The following is a 17,449-nucleotide window of genomic DNA, read 5'->3' as shown; positions in this document are numbered from 1 at the left end:
CAAGAATGAATTATGGTAAACAAAGTCATGCAAAAATCCATCCAAATACGCGGCGCCCGCGAGCATAATCTTAAAAATATCGATGTCGATTTGCCGCGCGACGCGCTGATCGTCATGACCGGCCTCAGCGGCTCGGGCAAATCCTCGCTCGCCTTCGACACGATCTATGCCGAGGGGCAGCGGCGCTATGTCGAAAGCCTGTCCGCCTATGCGCGGCAGTTCCTGGAACTGCAGCAGAAGCCCGACGTGGACAGCATCGACGGCCTGTCGCCCGCCATTTCCATCGAGCAGAAGACCACCTCGCGCAATCCGCGCTCCACCGTCGGCACGGTGACGGAAATCTATGACTATATGCGCTTGCTCTATGCCCGCGTCGGCGTGCCCTATTCGCCCGCGACGGGACTTCCCATCGAAAGCCAGACCGTGAGCCAGATGGTGGATCGCATCATGGCGCTGCCGGAGGGAACGAAGCTTCTGCTGCTCGCGCCTATCGTACGCGGCCGCAAGGGCGAATACCGAAAGGAATTGCAGGAGCTGCGGCAAAAAGGATTCCAGCGCGTCAAGATCGACGGTAAGATGACGGAAATCGCCGACGCGCCCGCGCTCAACAAAAAACTGAAACATGATATCGACGTGGTGGTGGATCGCATCGTCGTACGTCCCGACCTCGGCAACCGGCTGGCGGATTCGGTCGAGACCGCGCTCAAGCTTTCGGACGGGCTGCTCTTCGCCGAAGACACCGCGAACGGCGCGATCACGACCTTCTCGGCCAAATTCGCCTGCCCGGTCAGCGGCTTTACGATCAACGAGATCGAGCCGCGCCTGTTCTCTTTCAACAATCCGCACGGCGCATGCCCCGTCTGCGACGGGCTGGGCGAAATGCTGGTTTTCGATCAGGCGCTGGTGGTGCCGGACGAAAACCTGTCCTTGAAAGACGGCGCGATCGCGCCGTGGAAGGCCGTGACATCCGCTTTTTATACGCAAACCCTCGAAGCCCTGTGCCGCGCTTATAAGGCCAGGATGGACGTGCCGTGGCGCGGGCTGTCTCCGGCTTTCCGCGACGCGGTCCTGCACGGCAGCGGCGACACGGAAATTACCTTCAATTACGCCGACGGCAAACGCAGTTATCGCAACACCAAGCCTTTCGAGGGCGTCATTCCCAATCTCGAACGGCGCTGGAAGGAAACCGAGAGCAATTTCAGGCGCGAGGATTTGAGCCGCTTTCAGTCTTCGCATCCCTGCGAGTCCTGCCATGGCGCGCGGCTGAAGCCGGAAGCCCTCGCGGTCAAGATCGCCGGAAAAAATATCAGCGAAGTGACGGCGCTTTCGATTAAAGCCGCCGCCGGATGGTTCACCGGCCTGAACAAAACATTGAAGCCGAAACAGCAGGAAATCGCCGCGCGGATTTTGAAGGAAATCAATGAAAGACTGAGATTCCTCAACGATGTCGGCCTTGAATATCTGGCGCTGGCGCGCAATTCCGGCACGCTGTCCGGCGGCGAGAGCCAGCGGATTCGCCTTGCTTCGCAAATCGGCTCCGGCCTGACCGGCGTTCTGTATGTGCTCGACGAGCCGTCCATCGGCCTGCATCAGCGCGACAACGACCGCCTGCTCGACACGCTGCGCAGGCTGCGCGATCTCGGCAATACCGTGGTCGTCGTCGAGCATGACGAAGATGCCATTCGCGCGGCGGATTACGTCATCGATATGGGGCCGGGCGCGGGCATCCATGGCGGCGAGGTGATCGCGGCGGGAACGCCGGACGATATCGAGCGCGACAAAAAAAGCCTGACCGGGCAATATCTGTCCGGCGCGCGATCGATTGCGGTGCCGGAAACGCGGCGGCCCGGCAACAAGCAATGGCTGGACATCATCGGCGCGAGCGCCAACAACCTCAAAGACGTCACGGCGAAATTCCCGCTCGGCATGCTGACCTGCGTCACCGGCGTTTCCGGAGGCGGCAAATCGACGCTGGTGATCGAAACTTTATACAAGGCGCTGGCGCGGCATCTGCACAATGCGCGGGAAATTCCCGGCGCCTATCGGCAAATCAAGGGAATGGAGCTTATCGACAAGATCGTCGATATCGACCAGTCGCCCATCGGGAGGACGCCGCGCTCCAACCCTGCCACCTATACCGGAGCCTTCACCCCCATCCGCGACTGGTATGCCGGGCTGCCGGAGGCCAAGACGCGCGGCTATGGGCCGGGGCGGTTTTCCTTCAACGTCAAGGGCGGGCGCTGCGAGGCTTGCGAAGGCGACGGGGTCATCAAGATCGAGATGCATTTCCTGCCGGATGTCTATGTCACCTGCGACACCTGCGACGGCAAGCGCTATAACCGCGAAACGCTGCAAATACTCTGGCGCGATAAATCCATCGCCGACATCCTCGACATGACGGTGGAAGAAGGCGCGGAATTTTTCGCGAGCGTGCCGTCCGTCCGCGACAAGCTGCAGACTCTCGCCAGGGTCGGCCTCGACTATATCAAGATCGGGCAATCGGCCACCACCCTGTCCGGCGGCGAGGCGCAGCGCATCAAGCTGTCGAAGGAGCTATCGCGCCGCGCCACGGGCAAGACGCTCTATATTCTCGACGAGCCGACCACGGGACTGCATTTCGAGGATGTGCGGCGGCTGCTTGAGGTGCTGCAGGCGCTGGTGGATCAGGGCAACAGCATCGTCGTCATCGAGCATAACCTCGAAGTCATCAAGACGGCGGACTGGATCATCGATCTCGGCCCGGAAGGCGGCGACGGCGGCGGCGAAATCGTCGCGGCGGGAACGCCGGAAACCGTCGCGAGGGAAAAGCGCAGCTATACCGGCCAGTATCTGGCGCGGTATTTGGTCGCGCAAAACAAGGCAAAGAAGCGAGCGTGAATTATACCGGCGTTGGCCCGGAATTGCCCTCGCTCGGGCCGCTGCGATTTGGCTGCCGGGGCATCCTTTGCCCCCGCATCGCTTCCCGCGCGCATTGGAACGCCAGCACCAGATCGTAAACCACGCCCCTTGCCATCGCTTTGGCCTCGTCGGCCTTGGGCGGCGCGCTATTGCTGTACATTTCCACCCCCCGGCTCTTCAGCTTGTCGTCGGTGGCGATAATGGGGTATTTCGCGACAAGCGTGCGAATAATGCCGCAAGCGTGCGACCGCAATTCCGATTCCGGCGCGGCGGCTTCGGCGTGGCTGAAAAGCCTGGCGGCCAGCGCGCCGGCCTGCAGGACCCCTATGTCGGTGCGAAGAACCGCTCCATGCAAATCCCTGAAAAAGGGCGCCGGAAGGCTGCGATCGACACCCTCGCCGCGCGCGAAATCGAGAATTATCGCAAGATTTTGTCCGCTCATTTTTCTGCCCCGTAAATTCGCCATTGCATAATAGGCGCGACTATACCCAGCCGAATTGCCGGAAGGCAATCGCCGTAATACTTTCATTTCTTGGTTAACGGCGCGGAGATACCGGATTCGGCTTGAACAGCACCGGCTCCGGCGGGATTTTTATCGGCGAAAAACTCACGAGCTTCGCCAGCCGTTCCACCGTCAGGAATCTGTTCTGCTTTTGCGCCTTGGGATTATCGCGCAGCACCTGGCGCGGCGGCAGCTCATGGAACGGCAGAACGGCAAGGCGCAGTTCGATCCCCTGCCCTCTTGCATACCGGCTTTGCGTTTCGATAAAAGCCTCATGCCACGCCGAGGCGCGGATGGGTGCGGCGAACAACGGAAAATCCACGACCCAATCGCCGGGAAAATCCAGCAGGCACGCCGAGCAGTGATAACGCCATCGGGCCGCGCGGCTTTTATGCGCGGCATCCTTCAGCGGCTTTCCCTTCATGTCGTAAAGCGGCGCGTAAAAATTCACGCGCTCGAACATCGGCAAAATCCATGCCCGCCCGACGCGCAAGCCGCGCTGATGCAGCAGCGATCCGACGATCTGCGCCCGCGCGATGCATCCCATGCGCGGATCAGTGCTAACGAGCTGCGGAACTTTTTCCAGCAGCCCGTATAATTCGCGGAGATTGGGGATCATAGATAGCGGCTCACCCCGCCATCGCCTTCAATGCATCCGCCGCGCGGATTTGCGCATCGACCGTCGCCGGATCGTTGGTCGCATGCCCGCCGAGAGGAATGGTGATCAATTCCGATTTTGGCAGCGCCTGATGCAGCTTCCATGCATTGTCATAGGTGCAGTTCATGTCGTAACGGCCATGAACGATCTTCACGGGGATGTGGGCGATTTTATGCGCATTCTTTAGAATATGGCCTTCTTCGACAAAGCCCCCTCGACTCAAATAATGATGCTCAAGCCTGGCCAGGGAAAGCACCGCATTGTCGGCTGCGAAATCGGCCACGAAACCGGGGTCAGGCAAGACGCTGCAGGTATGGCCTTCCCATATGCTCCAGGCGCGAGCGGCCTTAAGCGCTATTTCCTGATTCTCGCCGAGCAGCATGTCACCATAGGCTTTCATGATGTCGCCGCGCTTCTCCGGCGGCACAAGAGCGACATATTCCTCCCACGCCTGGGAATAAATGCGGCTCGCGCCATCCTGAAACAGCCAGCGAATGGATTGGGTGTCGCACAGAAATATGGCCGCGAGGAAAAGCGCCGTGACGCGCTCCGGATGCGCCTGAGCATAGAGCAGCGCAAGCGTGGCGCCCCATGACCGCCCGGCGACCAGCCAGCGGGAAATTCCAAAATATTCGCGGATTTTCTCGATATCGGCGATCAAATCCCGCGTCGTGTTCTCCCTGACGTCCGCATAGGGCGTGCTTTGCCCCGAGCCGCGCTGATCAAAGAGAATGATACGGTAAAATTCCGGATCGAATTGCCGCCCGTGATTTCTATAAAGACCGCTTCCCGGTCCGCCATGCAGCCATATGACCGCCTCGCCTTTCGGATTGCCGCATTCCTCGATATGAAGCTCATGCAGGGACGATACTTTCAGCCGATGCGTCGCATAGGGCTTGCGCTCGGGATACCAGTCTCTCATCTCTTCCCCTCGATCATTCCAAATTAAACGCCGCCGACATGAGCGCCTTGGTGTAATTCTGCTCCGGCGCGGCGAAGATTTTCTCGCTGCTGCCGCTTTCGATCACCTTGCCGTCCTTCAGCACGATCACCTGATGCGCGAGCGCCTTGACGACGCGAAGATCGTGGCTGATGAACAAATAGCCGAGGCCGTGCTTGCGCTGCAGATCGCGCAGCAAATCCACGATCTGCGCCTGCACCGACATATCCAGCGCCGAAGTCGGCTCATCCAGCACGATGAATTTCGGATGCAGGATCATGGCGCGGGCGATGGCGATGCGCTGCCGCTGGCCGCCGGAAAATTCGTGCGGATAACGCCCACTCATTTCAGGCGACAGGCCGACCTCGCGCAGAATATCATCCACCCGCGCGGCGCGCTCGGCGGGCGTGCCGATAGTGTGAATCTTCAGCCCCTCCGCCACGCTTTCACCAATGGTCAGGCGCGGGCTGAGGCTGCCGTACGGGTCCTGGAACACCACCTGCATGTCGCGGCGCAATCTGCGAAGCTCGTGACGCGGCAGCGCCGTCATCTCGCGCCCGAGGAAAACCACCTTCCCCTGGAGCGGCAGCAAGCGCAGCAGCGCCAGCCCTAGCGTGGTCTTGCCGGAACCGGACTCGCCGACGACCCCCAGCGTCTCGCCCGCGCGAAGGCGCAGCGAAACATCATCGACGGCGCGGATGTAATCGACCGTGCGGCGAAGCACGCCGCGCTTAATCGGGAAATAGACTTTGACATGATCGGCGGCGAGGATCTCCGGCGCATCCGGGGCGACCGTCACCGCTTCTCCCTTAGGCTCGGCGGCGAGAAGCTGTCTGGTATAGGGGTGCCGCGGCGCGGTGAACACCTGCTCGATATCGCCCTGCTCGACAATCTCACCATGCCGCATGACGCAGACGCGCTTCGCCATTTTACGCACGATGTTGAGGTCGTGAGTAATGAGCAGCAAGGCGAGGCCAAGCTTTTGCTGAAGGTCTTTTAACAAGCGCAAAATCTGCGCCTGGATCGTCACGTCGAGCGCCGTGGTCGGCTCGTCGGCGATCAGGATATCCGGCTCGTTCGCCAAGGCCATCGCGATCATCACCCGCTGCCTCTGCCCGCCGGAAAGCTCATGGGGATAGGATGCGAGCCGCGTCACCGGCTGCGGAATGCCGACGAGGCTGAGAAGCTCGATCACCCGCGCCCGCGCCGCGATCCGCGACATTTTTTTATGCAGGAACAGGACTTCGGCGACCTGCCGCTCGACCGTGTGCAGCGGGTTGAGCGACGTCATCGGCTCCTGGAACACCATCGCGATTCTGTTGCCGCGAATTTTTTCCAGCATTTTTCTGGGAGCGCCGCATAATTCCTGGCCCTGGAATTTTATGCTGCCGCTCGGATGTTCGGCGCTGGGATAGGGCAGCAATTGCATGATCGACAAGGCAGTGACCGATTTCCCGGAACCGGATTCGCCGACGATCCCCAGCGTCTCGCCGCGATCGAGCGCAAACGAAACCCCACGCACGGCGGCGACGATTTTGTTGCCGCCGGTGAAATTCACCGCGAGGTTGTCGACTTCGAGCAGGCTCATGCTTTCCTGCGCGGATCAAAGGCGTTGCGCACCGCTTCGCTGACGAAAACCAGCAGGCTGAGCAGAAGGGCGATCACGCAGAATGAGGTCAAGCCGAGCCACGGCGCCTGCAGGTTATTCTTGCCCTGATTGAGCAGTTCTCCAAGGGAAGGCGATCCGGGCGGCAGGCCGAAGCCGATGAAATCCAGCGCCGTCAGCGTCGTGATGGCGCCGTTCAGCACGAAGGGCATATAGGTCAGTGCCGCCGTCATGGCATTGGGCAGAATATGCCGCGTCATCACGGCGATATCGCCCGCTCCCATCGCCTTGGCGGCGCGGACATAATCGAAATTCCTGGTGCGGAGAAATTCGGCGCGCACCACGCCGACCAGATGCATCCAGGAGAAAATCAGCATGAGCAGAAGCAGCCACCAGAAATTCGGCTGCACCATGCTCGCCATGATGATCAGCAGGTAAAGCACCGGCATGCCCGACCAGATTTCGATGAAACGCTGGAGCAGCAGGTCGGTCAGCCCGCCGAAATAGCCCTGCACCGCGCCGGCCATGATGCCGATGATCGAGGACAAAATGGTCAGCGTAAGCCCGAACAGCACGGAAATGCGAAAACCGTAGATCGCCCGCGCCAGCACGTCGCGCCCCTGGTCGTCCGTGCCCAGCCAATTCTCGGCAGACGGCGGCGAAGGCGCTGGAACCTGGAGATTATAATTGATGGTATCGTAGCTGTATCGAATCAGAGGCCACAGCATCCATCCCTGCTTATTGATTTTATCCGCCACATAGGCGTCGCGGTAATTGGCGTTGGTGCCGAATTCGCCGCCGAATTTGGTTTCGGGATAGTCCACCAGTACCGGGACATACAGCGAGCCGCCGTAATAGACCAGCAAAGGCCGGTCGTTGGCGATGAATTCCGCGAACAGCGTCACCGTGAACAGGAACAGAAAAATCCACAGCGACCAGAATCCGCGCCGATGGGCGCAGAATTTCCTCCAGCGTTCGCGATTGACGGGAGACAGCGCGATCATGACTGCCGCTCCTCGAAATCGATGCGCGGATCGACCAGCATATACATAATGTCGCCGATCAAATTCAGCACCAGCCCGAACAGCGTGAAAAAGAACAGCGTGCCGAACATCACGGGATAGTCGCGATTCACGGCGGACTCGAATCCGAGCAATCCCAGCCCATCGAGCGAGAAAATCACCTCGATCAGCAGAGCGCCGGTGAACAGCACGCCGATCAAAGCCTGGGGAAAGCCCGCGATCACGATCAGCATGGCGTTGCGGAAAACATGACCGTACAGCACGCGCTTTTCCTCAAGTCCCTTGGCGCGGGCGGTGATGACATATTGCTTGCCGATTTCGTCGAGGAACGAGTTTTTGGTCAGCATCGTGAGCGAAGCGAAGCCGCCGATCACCATCGATATGACCGGCAAGGCAATATGCCACAGATAGTCCAGAATCCGCTGCGGCCATGACAGATCGTGCCAATTCTCCGACACCAGGCCGCGCAGCGGAAACCAGTCGAGATACCGCCCGCCCGCGAATATCACGATCAGCAGCACGGCGAACAGGAATTCCGGAATCGCGTAGCCTATGATGATCGCCATGCTGGTCCATGCGTCGAAGGGGGTGCCGTCCTTGACCGCCTTCCTGATGCCGAGCGGAATGGAGATGAGGTAGACGATCAGCGTCGTCCACAGGCCGAGCGAAATCGATACCGGCATTTTGCTGATGACCAGATCGGCCACCTTTTCGTTGCGGAAATATGACTCGCCAAAATCGAGGCGCAGATAATTGCCCATCATATGCAGGAAGCGCTCATGCAGCGGCTTGTCGAAGCCGAATTGCTTTTCCAGTTCCTTGATGAATTCCGGATCGACGCCGCGCGCGCCGGAATAACGGCTGTTGGCGTAATCGGCCTGACCCTGCATCGTCGTCTGCGATCCCGTCTGCGCGCCGTCGCCGCCACCGCCGCTGAAACGCGCCGTGGCGTCGGCTGCGTTGCCGTGCAGCTGCGCGATCACCTGCTCCACCGGCCCGCCGGGCGCGGCCTGCACGATCAGGAAATTCAGCACCATGATCCCGAACAAGGTCGGGATGATGAACAGCAAGCGGCGGATGATGTAATGCAGCATGGCTCGCGGAAAGGGCGGAAAGGATTGGTAAACCTTACTTAAACATATTTTGGCTACAATTGGGTGGTAAACACAATAGTGTTATCATGACACACGCTACCGCTCACCATGCGCCGAACCTTCTGGTGCCCAAGCTATTCACCATCTTGCGCCAGGGATATCATTTTGACGATTTTCGTCACGACGCCCTTGCCGGCCTGACGGTCGCCATCGTCGCCCTGCCGCTGGCGATGGCACTGGCAATCGCGTCGGGCACGACGCCGGACAAGGGGCTTATCACCGCCATCGTCGCCGGGCTGATTATCTCCGCCCTGGGCGGAAGCCGGGTGCAAATCGGCGGCCCGACGGGAGCCTTCGTCGTGGTGGTGTTCAACATCATCCAGCAGTTCGGCTATAACGGCATGATCGTGGCGACGCTGATGGCGGGATTCATGCTGGTCGCCGCCGGGCTTCTTGGCCTTGGCACTTACGTCAAATATATCCCTCAATCCGTCATCAAGGGATTCACCGCCGGCATCGCCATCATCATTGCCACGAGCCAGGTCGGCACGTTTATGGGGCTGACCGTCGCCCATGAGCCGGGAGACCCCATCGGCAAATGGCAGGCCTATTTCGCCGCGATAGGGACGATGCAGCCCATGGCCGTCGCGCTAGGAGTTCTGACCTTCGGCGTCATTGTCGGTTATGCGAAATATCTTCCTAAATGGCCGGGATTTCTTCTGGCCGTCAGCATGAGCTCTCTGTTCGCGCTCGCGCTGCATCTGCAAATTCCGACGATAGGTTCGCGCTTCGGCGGCATTCCTCACGAACTTCCCATGCCGTCCCTGCCCCATGCGACATGGGAACAGATGCGGCTGCTGTTTCCGAGCGCGCTCACCATCGCCGTGCTGGCGGGGATCGAATCCCTGCTTTCCGCCGTCGTCGCCGACGGCATGATCGGCCGTCAGCACCGCTCCAATTGCGAACTGGTGGCGCAAGGCGTCGCCAACGCCGCTTCGGCGCTGTTCGGCGGCCTGCCCGCCACGGGAGCCATCGCCCGCACCGCCGCCAACATCCGCTCCGGCGCGCGCTCGCCGGTCGCGGGCATCATGCACGCCGTCTGGCTGCTGGCGATCATGCTGGCGGCCGCACCGCTGGCCTCATACGTGCCGCTGACCAGCCTCGCGGCGGTATTGTTCATCGTCGCCTGGAATATGAGCGAGGCCAGGCATCTGCCCGGCTATCTGCGCCATGCCTCGCACCGGGATCGCATCGTGCTGGCCGTCACCTTCGCGCTGACGGTACTGATCGATCTTTCGGTAGCAATCGGAGTCGGCATCGCGCTGTCGGCGGTGATGGGGCGGGGGCGAAAGCAGCGGCATATCTGATTATTCTCAGACATGCGGGGAGAATTACTCCCCTTTTCCTGATTTAACGACGAATATCTTGCGCACCGTCTTGCCGACTGCATAGTCGCTGTTCGGGCCTTCCTCGCGCGCATGGAGGTCCAGCTTCTTCGATACCGTGTACATCGCATAAACGATCAGCAGCGCGGTAATCAGGCCCGCATAGGGCAGATATTTTTCGGAGATGTCTTCCGGCGTTTTGATGCCCAGCGCGACCAGCATGCAGGTCAGCCACACGGCCAGGCCGAACAGGCCCAAGACCTGATTGACGGCGAAAGTGGAAACGGGGCGCGCGGTCAGCGCGAACCCCTCCAGAAAATCCCAGGACTCCACATCTTTGCCATAGCGGGTCTTGCTGAGCGGGCCGGTGACGTGATCCTCCAGCAGATCGATGTGCGCCTGCCAGTTCTCCTGCATATACTGGCTGTTGCGGTTGGTCAGGAACCACGAATAGGAAAAGACCAGTCCCACGCAGCTTATGATGAAGCCCAGATTCTTCTGCACGCCATCGTCTTGGGCGGCAGGCGTCATCATCACGGCGCAGTATCCGGCAAGAGCCAGCACCGTCACGATCCAGAAATGGAAAAATCTTTTCCAATATAAATTGGTTTCGGATTTCCAGGCACGCCATGCGTAGCGTAGCGCCCGTTCTTCCTTACCCATGTCTTCGCCGCCATCGATCATGGCGCGGGCGCTTTCGCGGGTTCGGCGGCTTGCCCTTTCGCCTTGGCCGGATCGATCCACCAGGTATCCATGAAGCCGAGACCGTATTTCGGCGCAACCTTAGGCTGGCCGAATTTATCCCAATAAGCGAGACGGTGAATCCCCGTGTTCCAGTGCGGAATCACGTAATGTCCCCACAGCAGGACACGATCGAGCGCGCGGCAATGATTGATCAGCGATTCACGGTCTGGCGCGCGGATCAATTTCTCGACCAGATCATCGACCACGGGGCTGTGAATGCCGGCGAGATTTCTGCTGCCGAACACATCGGCTTTCGCGGACGTCCAGTAATCCCGCTGCTCGTTGCCGGGCGACAGGGATTGCGGAAACACATCGATGATCACGTCGAAATCGAAATGATCCTTGCGATTTTGCAGCTGCGCCGGATCGACGACGCGATACTCGACCCTGATGCCGAGCCGTTCGAGATTGCGCAGCCATGGCTGAATCCAGCGCTCGAAACGCGTGTCGCTGTCCAGGAGGGTAAAACGGAATGTCGTGCCTCGTTTATCAGTCAAAAAACCGCCGGTATCCGTGACCCAGCCTGCCTCCCGCAGCAAGTCCGTCGCGCGGCGTAAATTGTCGCGGTTATCGCCGCTACCGTCGGTGACCGGCTCTTTATATTCCTTGAGGAAAAGATCATCGGGAATTTTTCCGCGATAAGGCGTCAGAATATCCAGCTCTTCCCGTCCCGGCAGTCCCGTGGACGCCAGTTCCGAATTGGCGAAATAGCTTTGCGTGCGCTTATAGGCTCCGTAGGCGACGTTTTTATTCGACCATTCGAAATCGAAAGCGAGATCGAGCGCCTCGCGCACCCGCACGTCCTGAAAAATCTCGCGGCGAAGATTGAGGACGAAGCCCTGCATCCCCGACGGCAGCTGGTTCGGAATTTCCTGCTTGATGATGGCGCCGGACTTCACGGCGGGCGAGGTATAGGCCGTCGCCCAGTATTTGGCGGTGTTCTCCGTGCGCAGATCATAGCGGCCCGCGAACAGGGCTTCGAGCTCCACGGTCGAATCGCGGTAATAGTCATAGCTGATGCGGTCGAAGTTATAGCGCCCGCGGTTAATCGGCAAATCTTTCGCCCACCAGTCCTTGACGCGCTCATAGACGATGCGGTGGCCGGGATCGATGCTGGCGATCTTGTAAGGCCCGCTGCCGAGGATCGGCTGCACGGTCGTCATGGCGAAATTTTTTCCTTCCCAGAAATGCTTCGGCAAGACCGGCAAATGCCCCATGATCAGCGGCAGTTCCGTATTGCCTCCGTCCTTGAAGGTGAATTTTACATTGTGATCGTCCAGCTTTTTGGCGCTCACGACATCCTTGTAATAGCTGCGATATTGCGGGTGGCCGATTTCCTTCAGCATCGTGAAAGAGAAAATAACGTCGTCGGCGGTGATGGGGTGGCCGTCATGAAACCGCGCTTCGGGGCGCAGTTCATAGCTCACCCAGCTGCGATCCGGCGCGATCGTCACGGTTTTCGCGACCAGCCCATATTGGCTGAACGGCTCGTCGGCGGTGGCGTCCATCAAAGAATCGAAAGGAAGCGCCGATCCCACCGCCGTCACCCCTTTCAGGATGAACGGATTGACGGTATCGAAAGTGCCTTGCGCGCCGAGCCGCAGTTCGCCGCCTTTCGGCGCGTCCGGATCGACGTAATCGAGATGCTGGAAATCCGGGGCGTATTTCGGCTCGCCGCGCAGGGCGACGCCGTAATGAGGAACCGGCTCCGCGGCAGCGGATTCCGCGGCCTTCGCCTGCCCCATCGCGACGCCAAGGATCAGCAGCAGGATCGATATTATCCGCATGATCATGCCGACGCGATATCCGCCAGCGTCTGCCAGCGCAAGCCCGATATGAAATGCGCATAGACCAGGTCGAGCCACTGCCGCTTATGCCAGTCGGCGATCACGGCGGCGGGCAGCGCCATGAAACGCTGGCGGTCGATGGTCAGAAAGCCGTCCATATGCACTTTGGCGCCGCCTCCCGCCATGACTTCGACATTGGCCGGCTGCAGCAACTCCTGCGCCTGCAATGCCTGAACGAAGGCGTCGGTGGCCGTGCCCTGCTCGCGCAGCGCCATGCAGAAATCGAGCGCCAGCTTGACCGTTTCCGACGGCTCGCCATTTTCAAACATCGGCAATTCGCCCTGCGGCGACAAATGCGGCGCGTTCTCTTCGTAACACAGCACCAGTTTTTGGTTATCCGGGTCTTCGACCAGAATGAAAGGATAACGCCGTACATAGGCGGGGATATAGCTGCGCCGCATCCATTGGCCGGCGGCATCCACCATCAGGTTCTTGTCGCGCTCCAGACCGACGACCGCCACCGGCACCGGCGTGGGCGCGGGAGAAAAGACGATCGGATAATCGCTGGCCGCGAACGGGAATTCCTCGCCCACCAGCGGAATGGCGTTGGTGGTGGCGGTGAAGCGCAAATCCGCTCCCCGGCGAATGCGCAGATCGGCATCCTGAACCCGGTCGAGCGGACGAACCTGAGTGTAGAATAACGGCAAAGCGGGCTGAGGGGCGGGCGTGGTGTTCATGCGGGGACTTTCCTTGCGGATGAGGGACGAGAGGCAGTGTGAAAGGCGGCTTGCGGCATGTCAAGTTACCCGCTTCCCCGGAAACCAGTGCCGTCCCTGACGGTCTTCGATCTCTATCAGCCATAAATCCGGATCGAATTCGCCCTGACGGCGCATCAGGCTGTCGGCATCGGCTTCCGGCATGGGGTCTAGCGCCTGCAGCGGCGACCAGACCAGTTCGCTGTCGGCGCGCACCTGCGTCAAAAGATGAGCCGTGCCGTCCAACCGGTTGATCTTGAGCAGAATAGCGCCGCCTTGCGGATCGCCCTTGCGAACGACGACGATGGGCACACCCTGCTGCGCGGCTAGCCGGATATGAGCGCTGACGACAAGCTCGGCCGGCAATCGCGTGTCGAATTCAGGTTCCGGCATATTCGTCCGCTTCGGGATCGAGCGGCATGATCCGGCGGCCGGGATCGATGCTGCGGTCGAGGCCCATGCAGCTTACCGAAATCCGCTTGCGGCGCAGCGCCGCGACATCGCTGAGGGAATCCGGCTCGGCGGGCTTGCGGTCGAGCGCCATCCAGAAATAAGCGTCGCCGCGCAAATCGCTGCGCGCATCGACTCTCATGCCGGCGATGGTCTTCTGCGCCTGCCGCGTCCAGGCGATTTCGCGGATTTGCTCGGGAGGCGCGTCGGGGATGTTCACCGACAGGCAGGTATCGCGCCGCCAGCCCTGCCCCAGCAGGATCTGCAGCAGCCCCGGCAGATGCGTTCTCGCGGTTTCCCACTTCACCGGCTGATCGCGCACGCATTCCTGGCTGATGGCGATCGACGGAATGCCGAGCATCAGCCCGGCCAGCGCCGCGCCGAGCGTGCCCGAGAGATTGGCTTCATCGCCCAGGTTCGATCCCGCATTGATGCCGGAAAGCAGCAATTGCGGCGGTTTGTCTTTCATCAGATGATGCAACGCGATCACCACGCAATCGCCCGGCGTGCCGCGCACGATATAACGGCGTTCGCCCCTGGCCGCGACGCGGATCGAGTCGCGCAGCGCCATCATCATGCTGGTGCCGCTGCAATCGCGCTCGGGCGCGACGACCCAGACTTCCTCCGCCAAGCCTGAAGCGATTTCGGCCAGCAGCGCGAGTCCCGGCGCGTCGGCGCCGTCGTCGTTCGTCACAAGAATGCGCGGCAAGCGGATTTTTTCGGTCATGGCGTCACTTAACCCTTTTTCTTCGCCGCGGTCATGCCGGATTGCTCGAGCATCGCGGCGGCGGCCAGCTTCTCGGCCTCGCGCTTCGACGGGCCTTCCGCCCTAGCCGAAGGCTGGCCCTGCACCGTGACCTCGATCACGAAACGCGGCGCATGGGCGGGGCCGTCGCGCTCCGCGACCTTATAGGCAGGCAGCGGCAATCCGCGCGCCTGCGCCCATTCCTGCAGCGTGGTTTTGGGATCGGCGGGCGGCTCGGCCTTGTCCTGGCGGTCGAGCGTCACCTGCCAATGGCGGCGGATGAAGCCCTGCGCGGCCTCCATGCCGCCGTCGAGATAAAGCGCCCCGATCACCGCCTCGATGGCATCGGATAATACAGTTTGGCTACGCTGCGCCGCCGCCTGCTCGCCGCGCGCCACGCGCAGGAATCGCGGCAGTTCGATGACGACGGCGATTTTCTTGAGCGTCACCCGGTTGACCAGTTCGGCATGGCGCTTGGAAAGCTCGCCTTCGCTGGCGTCGGGAAATAATTCATAGAGCCATGAGGCGACGCTAAGGCCCAGCACCCGGTCGCCCAGGAATTCGAGCCGCTCATAGGCGGTCGCGGCATTCTTGCGCCGCGTTTTCCCCGCCAGCGACGGATGCGTCAAGGCGTCCTGCAGCACCTGCGGCTGGTTGAACCGGTGCCCCAGACGCTCGGTGAACTCGGCACTGTCTTGCGCCATTATCGTGGTTTTGCTTTCGCCCATGGGGGCATTCTAGTGCGCCCGGGCCTGGAATCGCAAGCGGCAGCGTAAAAAAGGCTATTTTCTTGAAGGGGTTGGGACTTTTTCCTATGGAAACCCTGGAAGATGCGCCTTAAGCCCTACCCTATAATGCGGGCCATCAAACGATCTTCTTGAACATCCGCTCCCACCGGATGGCAAACGGCCATTTCCAAAATTGCCAGAAGCTGGCGTCGGAGGTCAGCGAGAAAAAAGTGACCTGCGCGCGGCCGACGAGATTTTCCTCCGGCACGAAGCCGACTTTGCTGGCGACGCGGCTGTCCTGCGAGTTGTTGCGGTTGTCGCCCATCATGAAGTATTTGCCGGGGGGAACCTGGATCGGGCCGAAATTATCGAGCGGGCCGTTATCGTATTCCTGCACCGTCTTATAGCTTTTGCCTTCGGCGGTGCTCTCGCGATACTCGGTCGCGGGGCGTATCAGCAGCCCTTCCCTGTCCTCGAGCATGATCGGGCCGATGCGTTCGCGCGCGAGCGGCTTGTCATTGATATAGACAACGCCGGATTTTACCTCGATCTTCTCGCCGGGCAGCCCGATCAGCCGCTTGATGTAATCGGTACGCGTGTCGGTGGGAAGCTTGAACACCACCACGTCGCCGCGCTCCGGCGGATGGCCGCCGATCCGCCCTTTGAGCGGCAGCAAGCCCCAGGCCGTCGAAAGACTGCTGTAGCCATACGAAAATTTCGAGACGAACAGGTAATCCCCCACCTGCAGCCCCGGCACCATCGAGCTTGAGGGAATATTGAACGGCTCGAACGCCAGCGCGCGGATCACCAGCGCGATCATGACCGCGTAGAGAATGGTGCGGAACGTATCGGGCACGCTTTCGCGGGAACGCATGTCTTGTCCTGTGGAAGGTTGCTTCAGGGCGCTGTCGGCCATGGTTTAAATATCGCTGCAAAAGTGGTGAAATGATGGCGCAACCTGCGCTGAACCGCCGCGCGGCGTCAAGGGCTTACCGCCTCGATCATGACCAGCGCCTCGGCCAGCGGATGCTCGTCGGTGATCGTCAGGTGAATCCGCGCCGTCATGCCGGGCGGGGTCATGGCCCGAAGCCGCGCAAGCGCGCCGCCGGTCAGCTGCATCGTCGGCTGGCCGGTCGGCAAATTGACCACGCCCATGTCGCGGAAAAACACCCCCGCGCTGATGCCGGTGCCGAGCGCCTTGGAACAGGCCTCCTTGGCCGCGAAGCGTTTGGCGTATGTGGGGACCGGATTGGCGCGCATGTTCGCCTTGGCGATTTCCGTCTCGGTGAAGAGCCGCCGCATGAATCGTTCGCCATAACGCACCATGATTTTCTCAACGCGCCGTATGTCGATAAGGTCTGAGCCGATGCCGAGGATCATGGTTACGACATTACAGATAAACCGGCCTTCCGCCAAGATCGCTTGTGATCATGCCTGCGAGATTTTCGGCCGTCTGGCGAATTGCCGCCTCCGGCATGCCGTCATGACCCTGGACGATGAAAAATATGTCTTTCGATTCATGCGTGACTTTGGTTTTTTCGACCTGCCGCACCTCCATGCGGCAAATGACTTCATTGTCATCGTCGCAATAAGCGTATTCTCCGGCGCTGACTTTTTCAGTTTCCTTCGCGCCTATAGGCCAGAATTTTTCAGACCCGGTCGTTAATCTTAAAGTCACGCCTCCCGCGATGCTGGCGATATCATGCGCGCCCAGCGCAAGCCCGGTTTCCAGAGAGACGACATTGTAGATATCGACTACCGGGTTGATTTTCGGAAAATCTTCAAGTTCGAGCAATAACCGGCGGAGATTTTCCGGCGACGATGTCCATCGTTTTCCGGTTTTGCCTATCTTTTCATGCAATTGCCTGAACCCTTTAAGAATCGGGTCTTCGGCATAGGTTGCCCGTTCCCATTTAGATTTTAGTTCGCCGAGCCTGCTTTTCCGGAAAGATTCGAACGCCGGGCCATAGGCCGCGTTGTCCAATCCATAAACCGCAAAACATGCAACCTTCACGCCCAGAGCCGTCACTTCAGGCGTCACGGAAAAACGGATGGGAACAATGGTGGACATTTACCCCGGCTCCTGATTAATTCCTGTTCGCATATTGATGAACCATTATGGATGATCCGCCGCC

17 protein-coding genes are annotated in these 17,449 nt (G+C 60.2%); 2 read left to right on the top strand and 15 right to left on the bottom strand.

Going from position 1 to position 17,449, the window contains the following annotated elements:
- Nucleotides 1-27 precede the first annotated feature (27 nt).
- Nucleotides 28-2,877 (top strand): excinuclease ABC subunit UvrA, encoded by a 2,850-nt coding sequence (uvrA, locus tag WDO70_11450; GenBank protein ID MEJ0063777.1) that lies wholly within the window; start codon nt 28-30, stop codon nt 2,875-2,877.
- A gap of 1 nt (nt 2,878) precedes the next feature.
- Here the strand turns inward: uvrA and WDO70_11445 are convergent, their stop codons facing one another.
- The 6 genes from WDO70_11445 to WDO70_11420 all read right to left on the bottom strand — a co-directional run bounded on the left by WDO70_11445 (nt 2,879) and on the right by WDO70_11420 (nt 8,720).
- The gene (locus WDO70_11445; protein MEJ0063776.1) at nt 2,879-3,340 is read right to left on the bottom strand and encodes a hypothetical protein; all 462 of its coding nucleotides are present in this window, start codon (nt 3,338-3,340) and stop codon (nt 2,879-2,881) included.
- A gap of 94 nt (nt 3,341-3,434) precedes the next feature.
- The gene (locus tag WDO70_11440; protein MEJ0063775.1) at nt 3,435-4,019 is read right to left on the bottom strand and encodes a protein-glutamine glutaminase family protein; all 585 of its coding nucleotides are present in this window, start codon (nt 4,017-4,019) and stop codon (nt 3,435-3,437) included.
- A gap of 10 nt (nt 4,020-4,029) precedes the next feature.
- A complete protein-coding gene (pip, locus tag WDO70_11435) occupies nt 4,030-4,980 on the bottom strand; it encodes a prolyl aminopeptidase (GenBank protein MEJ0063774.1) in 951 nt (316 codons plus the stop codon).
- Between the two features lie 13 nt (nt 4,981-4,993).
- Entirely contained in the window at nt 4,994-6,586 is a 1,593-nt protein-coding gene (locus tag WDO70_11430) for an ABC transporter ATP-binding protein (protein MEJ0063773.1), read from the bottom strand.
- On the bottom strand, nt 6,583-7,608 hold the full coding sequence (locus WDO70_11425; GenBank protein MEJ0063772.1) for an ABC transporter permease: 1,026 nt from the start codon (nt 7,606-7,608) through the stop codon (nt 6,583-6,585). The genes WDO70_11430 and WDO70_11425 overlap by 4 nt, the downstream gene beginning before the upstream one ends.
- Entirely contained in the window at nt 7,605-8,720 is a 1,116-nt protein-coding gene (locus WDO70_11420) for a microcin C ABC transporter permease YejB (GenBank protein MEJ0063771.1), read from the bottom strand. Before WDO70_11420 ends, WDO70_11425 begins: the two co-directional genes overlap by 4 nt.
- Nucleotides 8,721-8,806: 86 nt before the next feature.
- On the opposite strand from WDO70_11420, the gene WDO70_11415 reads away from it, so the two are divergent.
- Entirely contained in the window at nt 8,807-10,087 is a 1,281-nt protein-coding gene (locus WDO70_11415; GenBank protein ID MEJ0063770.1) for a SulP family inorganic anion transporter, read from the top strand.
- Between the two features lie 24 nt (nt 10,088-10,111).
- Here WDO70_11415 and WDO70_11410 read toward each other — a convergent pair whose 3' ends face one another.
- From WDO70_11410 to WDO70_11370, 9 genes are all read right to left on the bottom strand, one after another.
- On the bottom strand, nt 10,112-10,789 hold the full coding sequence (locus tag WDO70_11410; GenBank protein ID MEJ0063769.1) for a hypothetical protein: 678 nt from the start codon (nt 10,787-10,789) through the stop codon (nt 10,112-10,114).
- Nucleotides 10,786-12,642: an extracellular solute-binding protein gene (locus tag WDO70_11405; protein ID MEJ0063768.1), complete on the bottom strand. Its 1,857-nt coding sequence runs from the start codon at nt 12,640-12,642 to the stop codon at nt 10,786-10,788. The genes WDO70_11410 and WDO70_11405 overlap by 4 nt, the downstream gene beginning before the upstream one ends.
- Entirely contained in the window at nt 12,639-13,373 is a 735-nt protein-coding gene (locus tag WDO70_11400) for a SapC family protein (GenBank protein MEJ0063767.1), read from the bottom strand. The genes WDO70_11405 and WDO70_11400 overlap by 4 nt, the downstream gene beginning before the upstream one ends.
- A gap of 60 nt (nt 13,374-13,433) precedes the next feature.
- Nucleotides 13,434-13,784, bottom strand: a complete 351-nt coding sequence (locus tag WDO70_11395; GenBank protein MEJ0063766.1) for a DUF1491 family protein — start codon at nt 13,782-13,784, stop codon at nt 13,434-13,436.
- Nucleotides 13,771-14,568, bottom strand: a complete 798-nt coding sequence (gene surE / locus WDO70_11390) for a 5'/3'-nucleotidase SurE (GenBank protein MEJ0063765.1) — start codon at nt 14,566-14,568, stop codon at nt 13,771-13,773. The genes WDO70_11395 and surE overlap by 14 nt, the downstream gene beginning before the upstream one ends.
- Before the next feature lie 8 nt (nt 14,569-14,576).
- The gene (rnc, locus tag WDO70_11385; GenBank protein ID MEJ0063764.1) at nt 14,577-15,314 is read right to left on the bottom strand and encodes a ribonuclease III; all 738 of its coding nucleotides are present in this window, start codon (nt 15,312-15,314) and stop codon (nt 14,577-14,579) included.
- 136 nt (nt 15,315-15,450) lie between these two features.
- A complete protein-coding gene (lepB, locus tag WDO70_11380) occupies nt 15,451-16,188 on the bottom strand; it encodes a signal peptidase I (protein ID MEJ0063763.1) in 738 nt (245 codons plus the stop codon).
- A gap of 107 nt (nt 16,189-16,295) precedes the next feature.
- On the bottom strand, nt 16,296-16,694 hold the full coding sequence (gene acpS, locus WDO70_11375) for a holo-ACP synthase (protein ID MEJ0063762.1): 399 nt from the start codon (nt 16,692-16,694) through the stop codon (nt 16,296-16,298).
- Nucleotides 16,695-16,704: 10 nt separating this feature from the next.
- Nucleotides 16,705-17,385, bottom strand: coding sequence for a phenylalanine--tRNA ligase beta subunit-related protein (locus WDO70_11370; GenBank protein MEJ0063761.1), 681 nt, complete (start codon nt 17,383-17,385; stop codon nt 16,705-16,707).
- Between the last annotated feature and the right edge of the window lie 64 nt (nt 17,386-17,449).

It is taken from the genome of Alphaproteobacteria bacterium, assembly GCA_037200005.1.
Lineage (GTDB): Bacteria > Pseudomonadota > Alphaproteobacteria > UBA9219 > RFNS01 > JBBCGY01.
This window is presented reverse-complemented; position numbering and strand designations above follow the sequence as displayed.

Excerpts from the sequence above, each read along its gene's own strand:
- acpS (MEJ0063762.1), bottom strand. The coding sequence starts at position 16,694 with ATGATCCTCGGCATCGGCTCAGACCTTATCGACATACGGCGCGTTGAG.
- WDO70_11415 (MEJ0063770.1), top strand. The coding sequence starts at position 8,807 with ATGACACACGCTACCGCTCACCATGCGCCGAACCTTCTGGTGCCCAAG.
- WDO70_11410 (MEJ0063769.1), bottom strand. The coding sequence starts at position 10,789 with ATGATCGATGGCGGCGAAGACATGGGTAAGGAAGAACGGGCGCTACGC.
- uvrA (MEJ0063777.1), top strand. The coding sequence starts at position 28 with ATGCAAAAATCCATCCAAATACGCGGCGCCCGCGAGCATAATCTTAAA.
- WDO70_11420 (MEJ0063771.1), bottom strand. The coding sequence starts at position 8,720 with ATGCTGCATTACATCATCCGCCGCTTGCTGTTCATCATCCCGACCTTG.
- WDO70_11430 (MEJ0063773.1), bottom strand. The coding sequence starts at position 6,586 with ATGAGCCTGCTCGAAGTCGACAACCTCGCGGTGAATTTCACCGGCGGC.
- lepB (MEJ0063763.1), bottom strand. The coding sequence starts at position 16,188 with ATGCGTTCCCGCGAAAGCGTGCCCGATACGTTCCGCACCATTCTCTAC.
- WDO70_11425 (MEJ0063772.1), bottom strand. The coding sequence starts at position 7,608 with ATGATCGCGCTGTCTCCCGTCAATCGCGAACGCTGGAGGAAATTCTGC.
- WDO70_11445 (MEJ0063776.1), bottom strand. The coding sequence starts at position 3,340 with ATGAGCGGACAAAATCTTGCGATAATTCTCGATTTCGCGCGCGGCGAG.
- WDO70_11395 (MEJ0063766.1), bottom strand. The coding sequence starts at position 13,784 with ATGCCGGAACCTGAATTCGACACGCGATTGCCGGCCGAGCTTGTCGTC.
- surE (MEJ0063765.1), bottom strand. The coding sequence starts at position 14,568 with ATGACCGAAAAAATCCGCTTGCCGCGCATTCTTGTGACGAACGACGAC.
- rnc (MEJ0063764.1), bottom strand. The coding sequence starts at position 15,314 with ATGGGCGAAAGCAAAACCACGATAATGGCGCAAGACAGTGCCGAGTTC.
- WDO70_11370 (MEJ0063761.1), bottom strand. The coding sequence starts at position 17,385 with ATGTCCACCATTGTTCCCATCCGTTTTTCCGTGACGCCTGAAGTGACG.
- pip (MEJ0063774.1), bottom strand. The coding sequence starts at position 4,980 with ATGAGAGACTGGTATCCCGAGCGCAAGCCCTATGCGACGCATCGGCTG.
- WDO70_11405 (MEJ0063768.1), bottom strand. The coding sequence starts at position 12,642 with ATGATCATGCGGATAATATCGATCCTGCTGCTGATCCTTGGCGTCGCG.
- WDO70_11400 (MEJ0063767.1), bottom strand. The coding sequence starts at position 13,373 with ATGAACACCACGCCCGCCCCTCAGCCCGCTTTGCCGTTATTCTACACT.
- WDO70_11440 (MEJ0063775.1), bottom strand. The coding sequence starts at position 4,019 with ATGATCCCCAATCTCCGCGAATTATACGGGCTGCTGGAAAAAGTTCCG.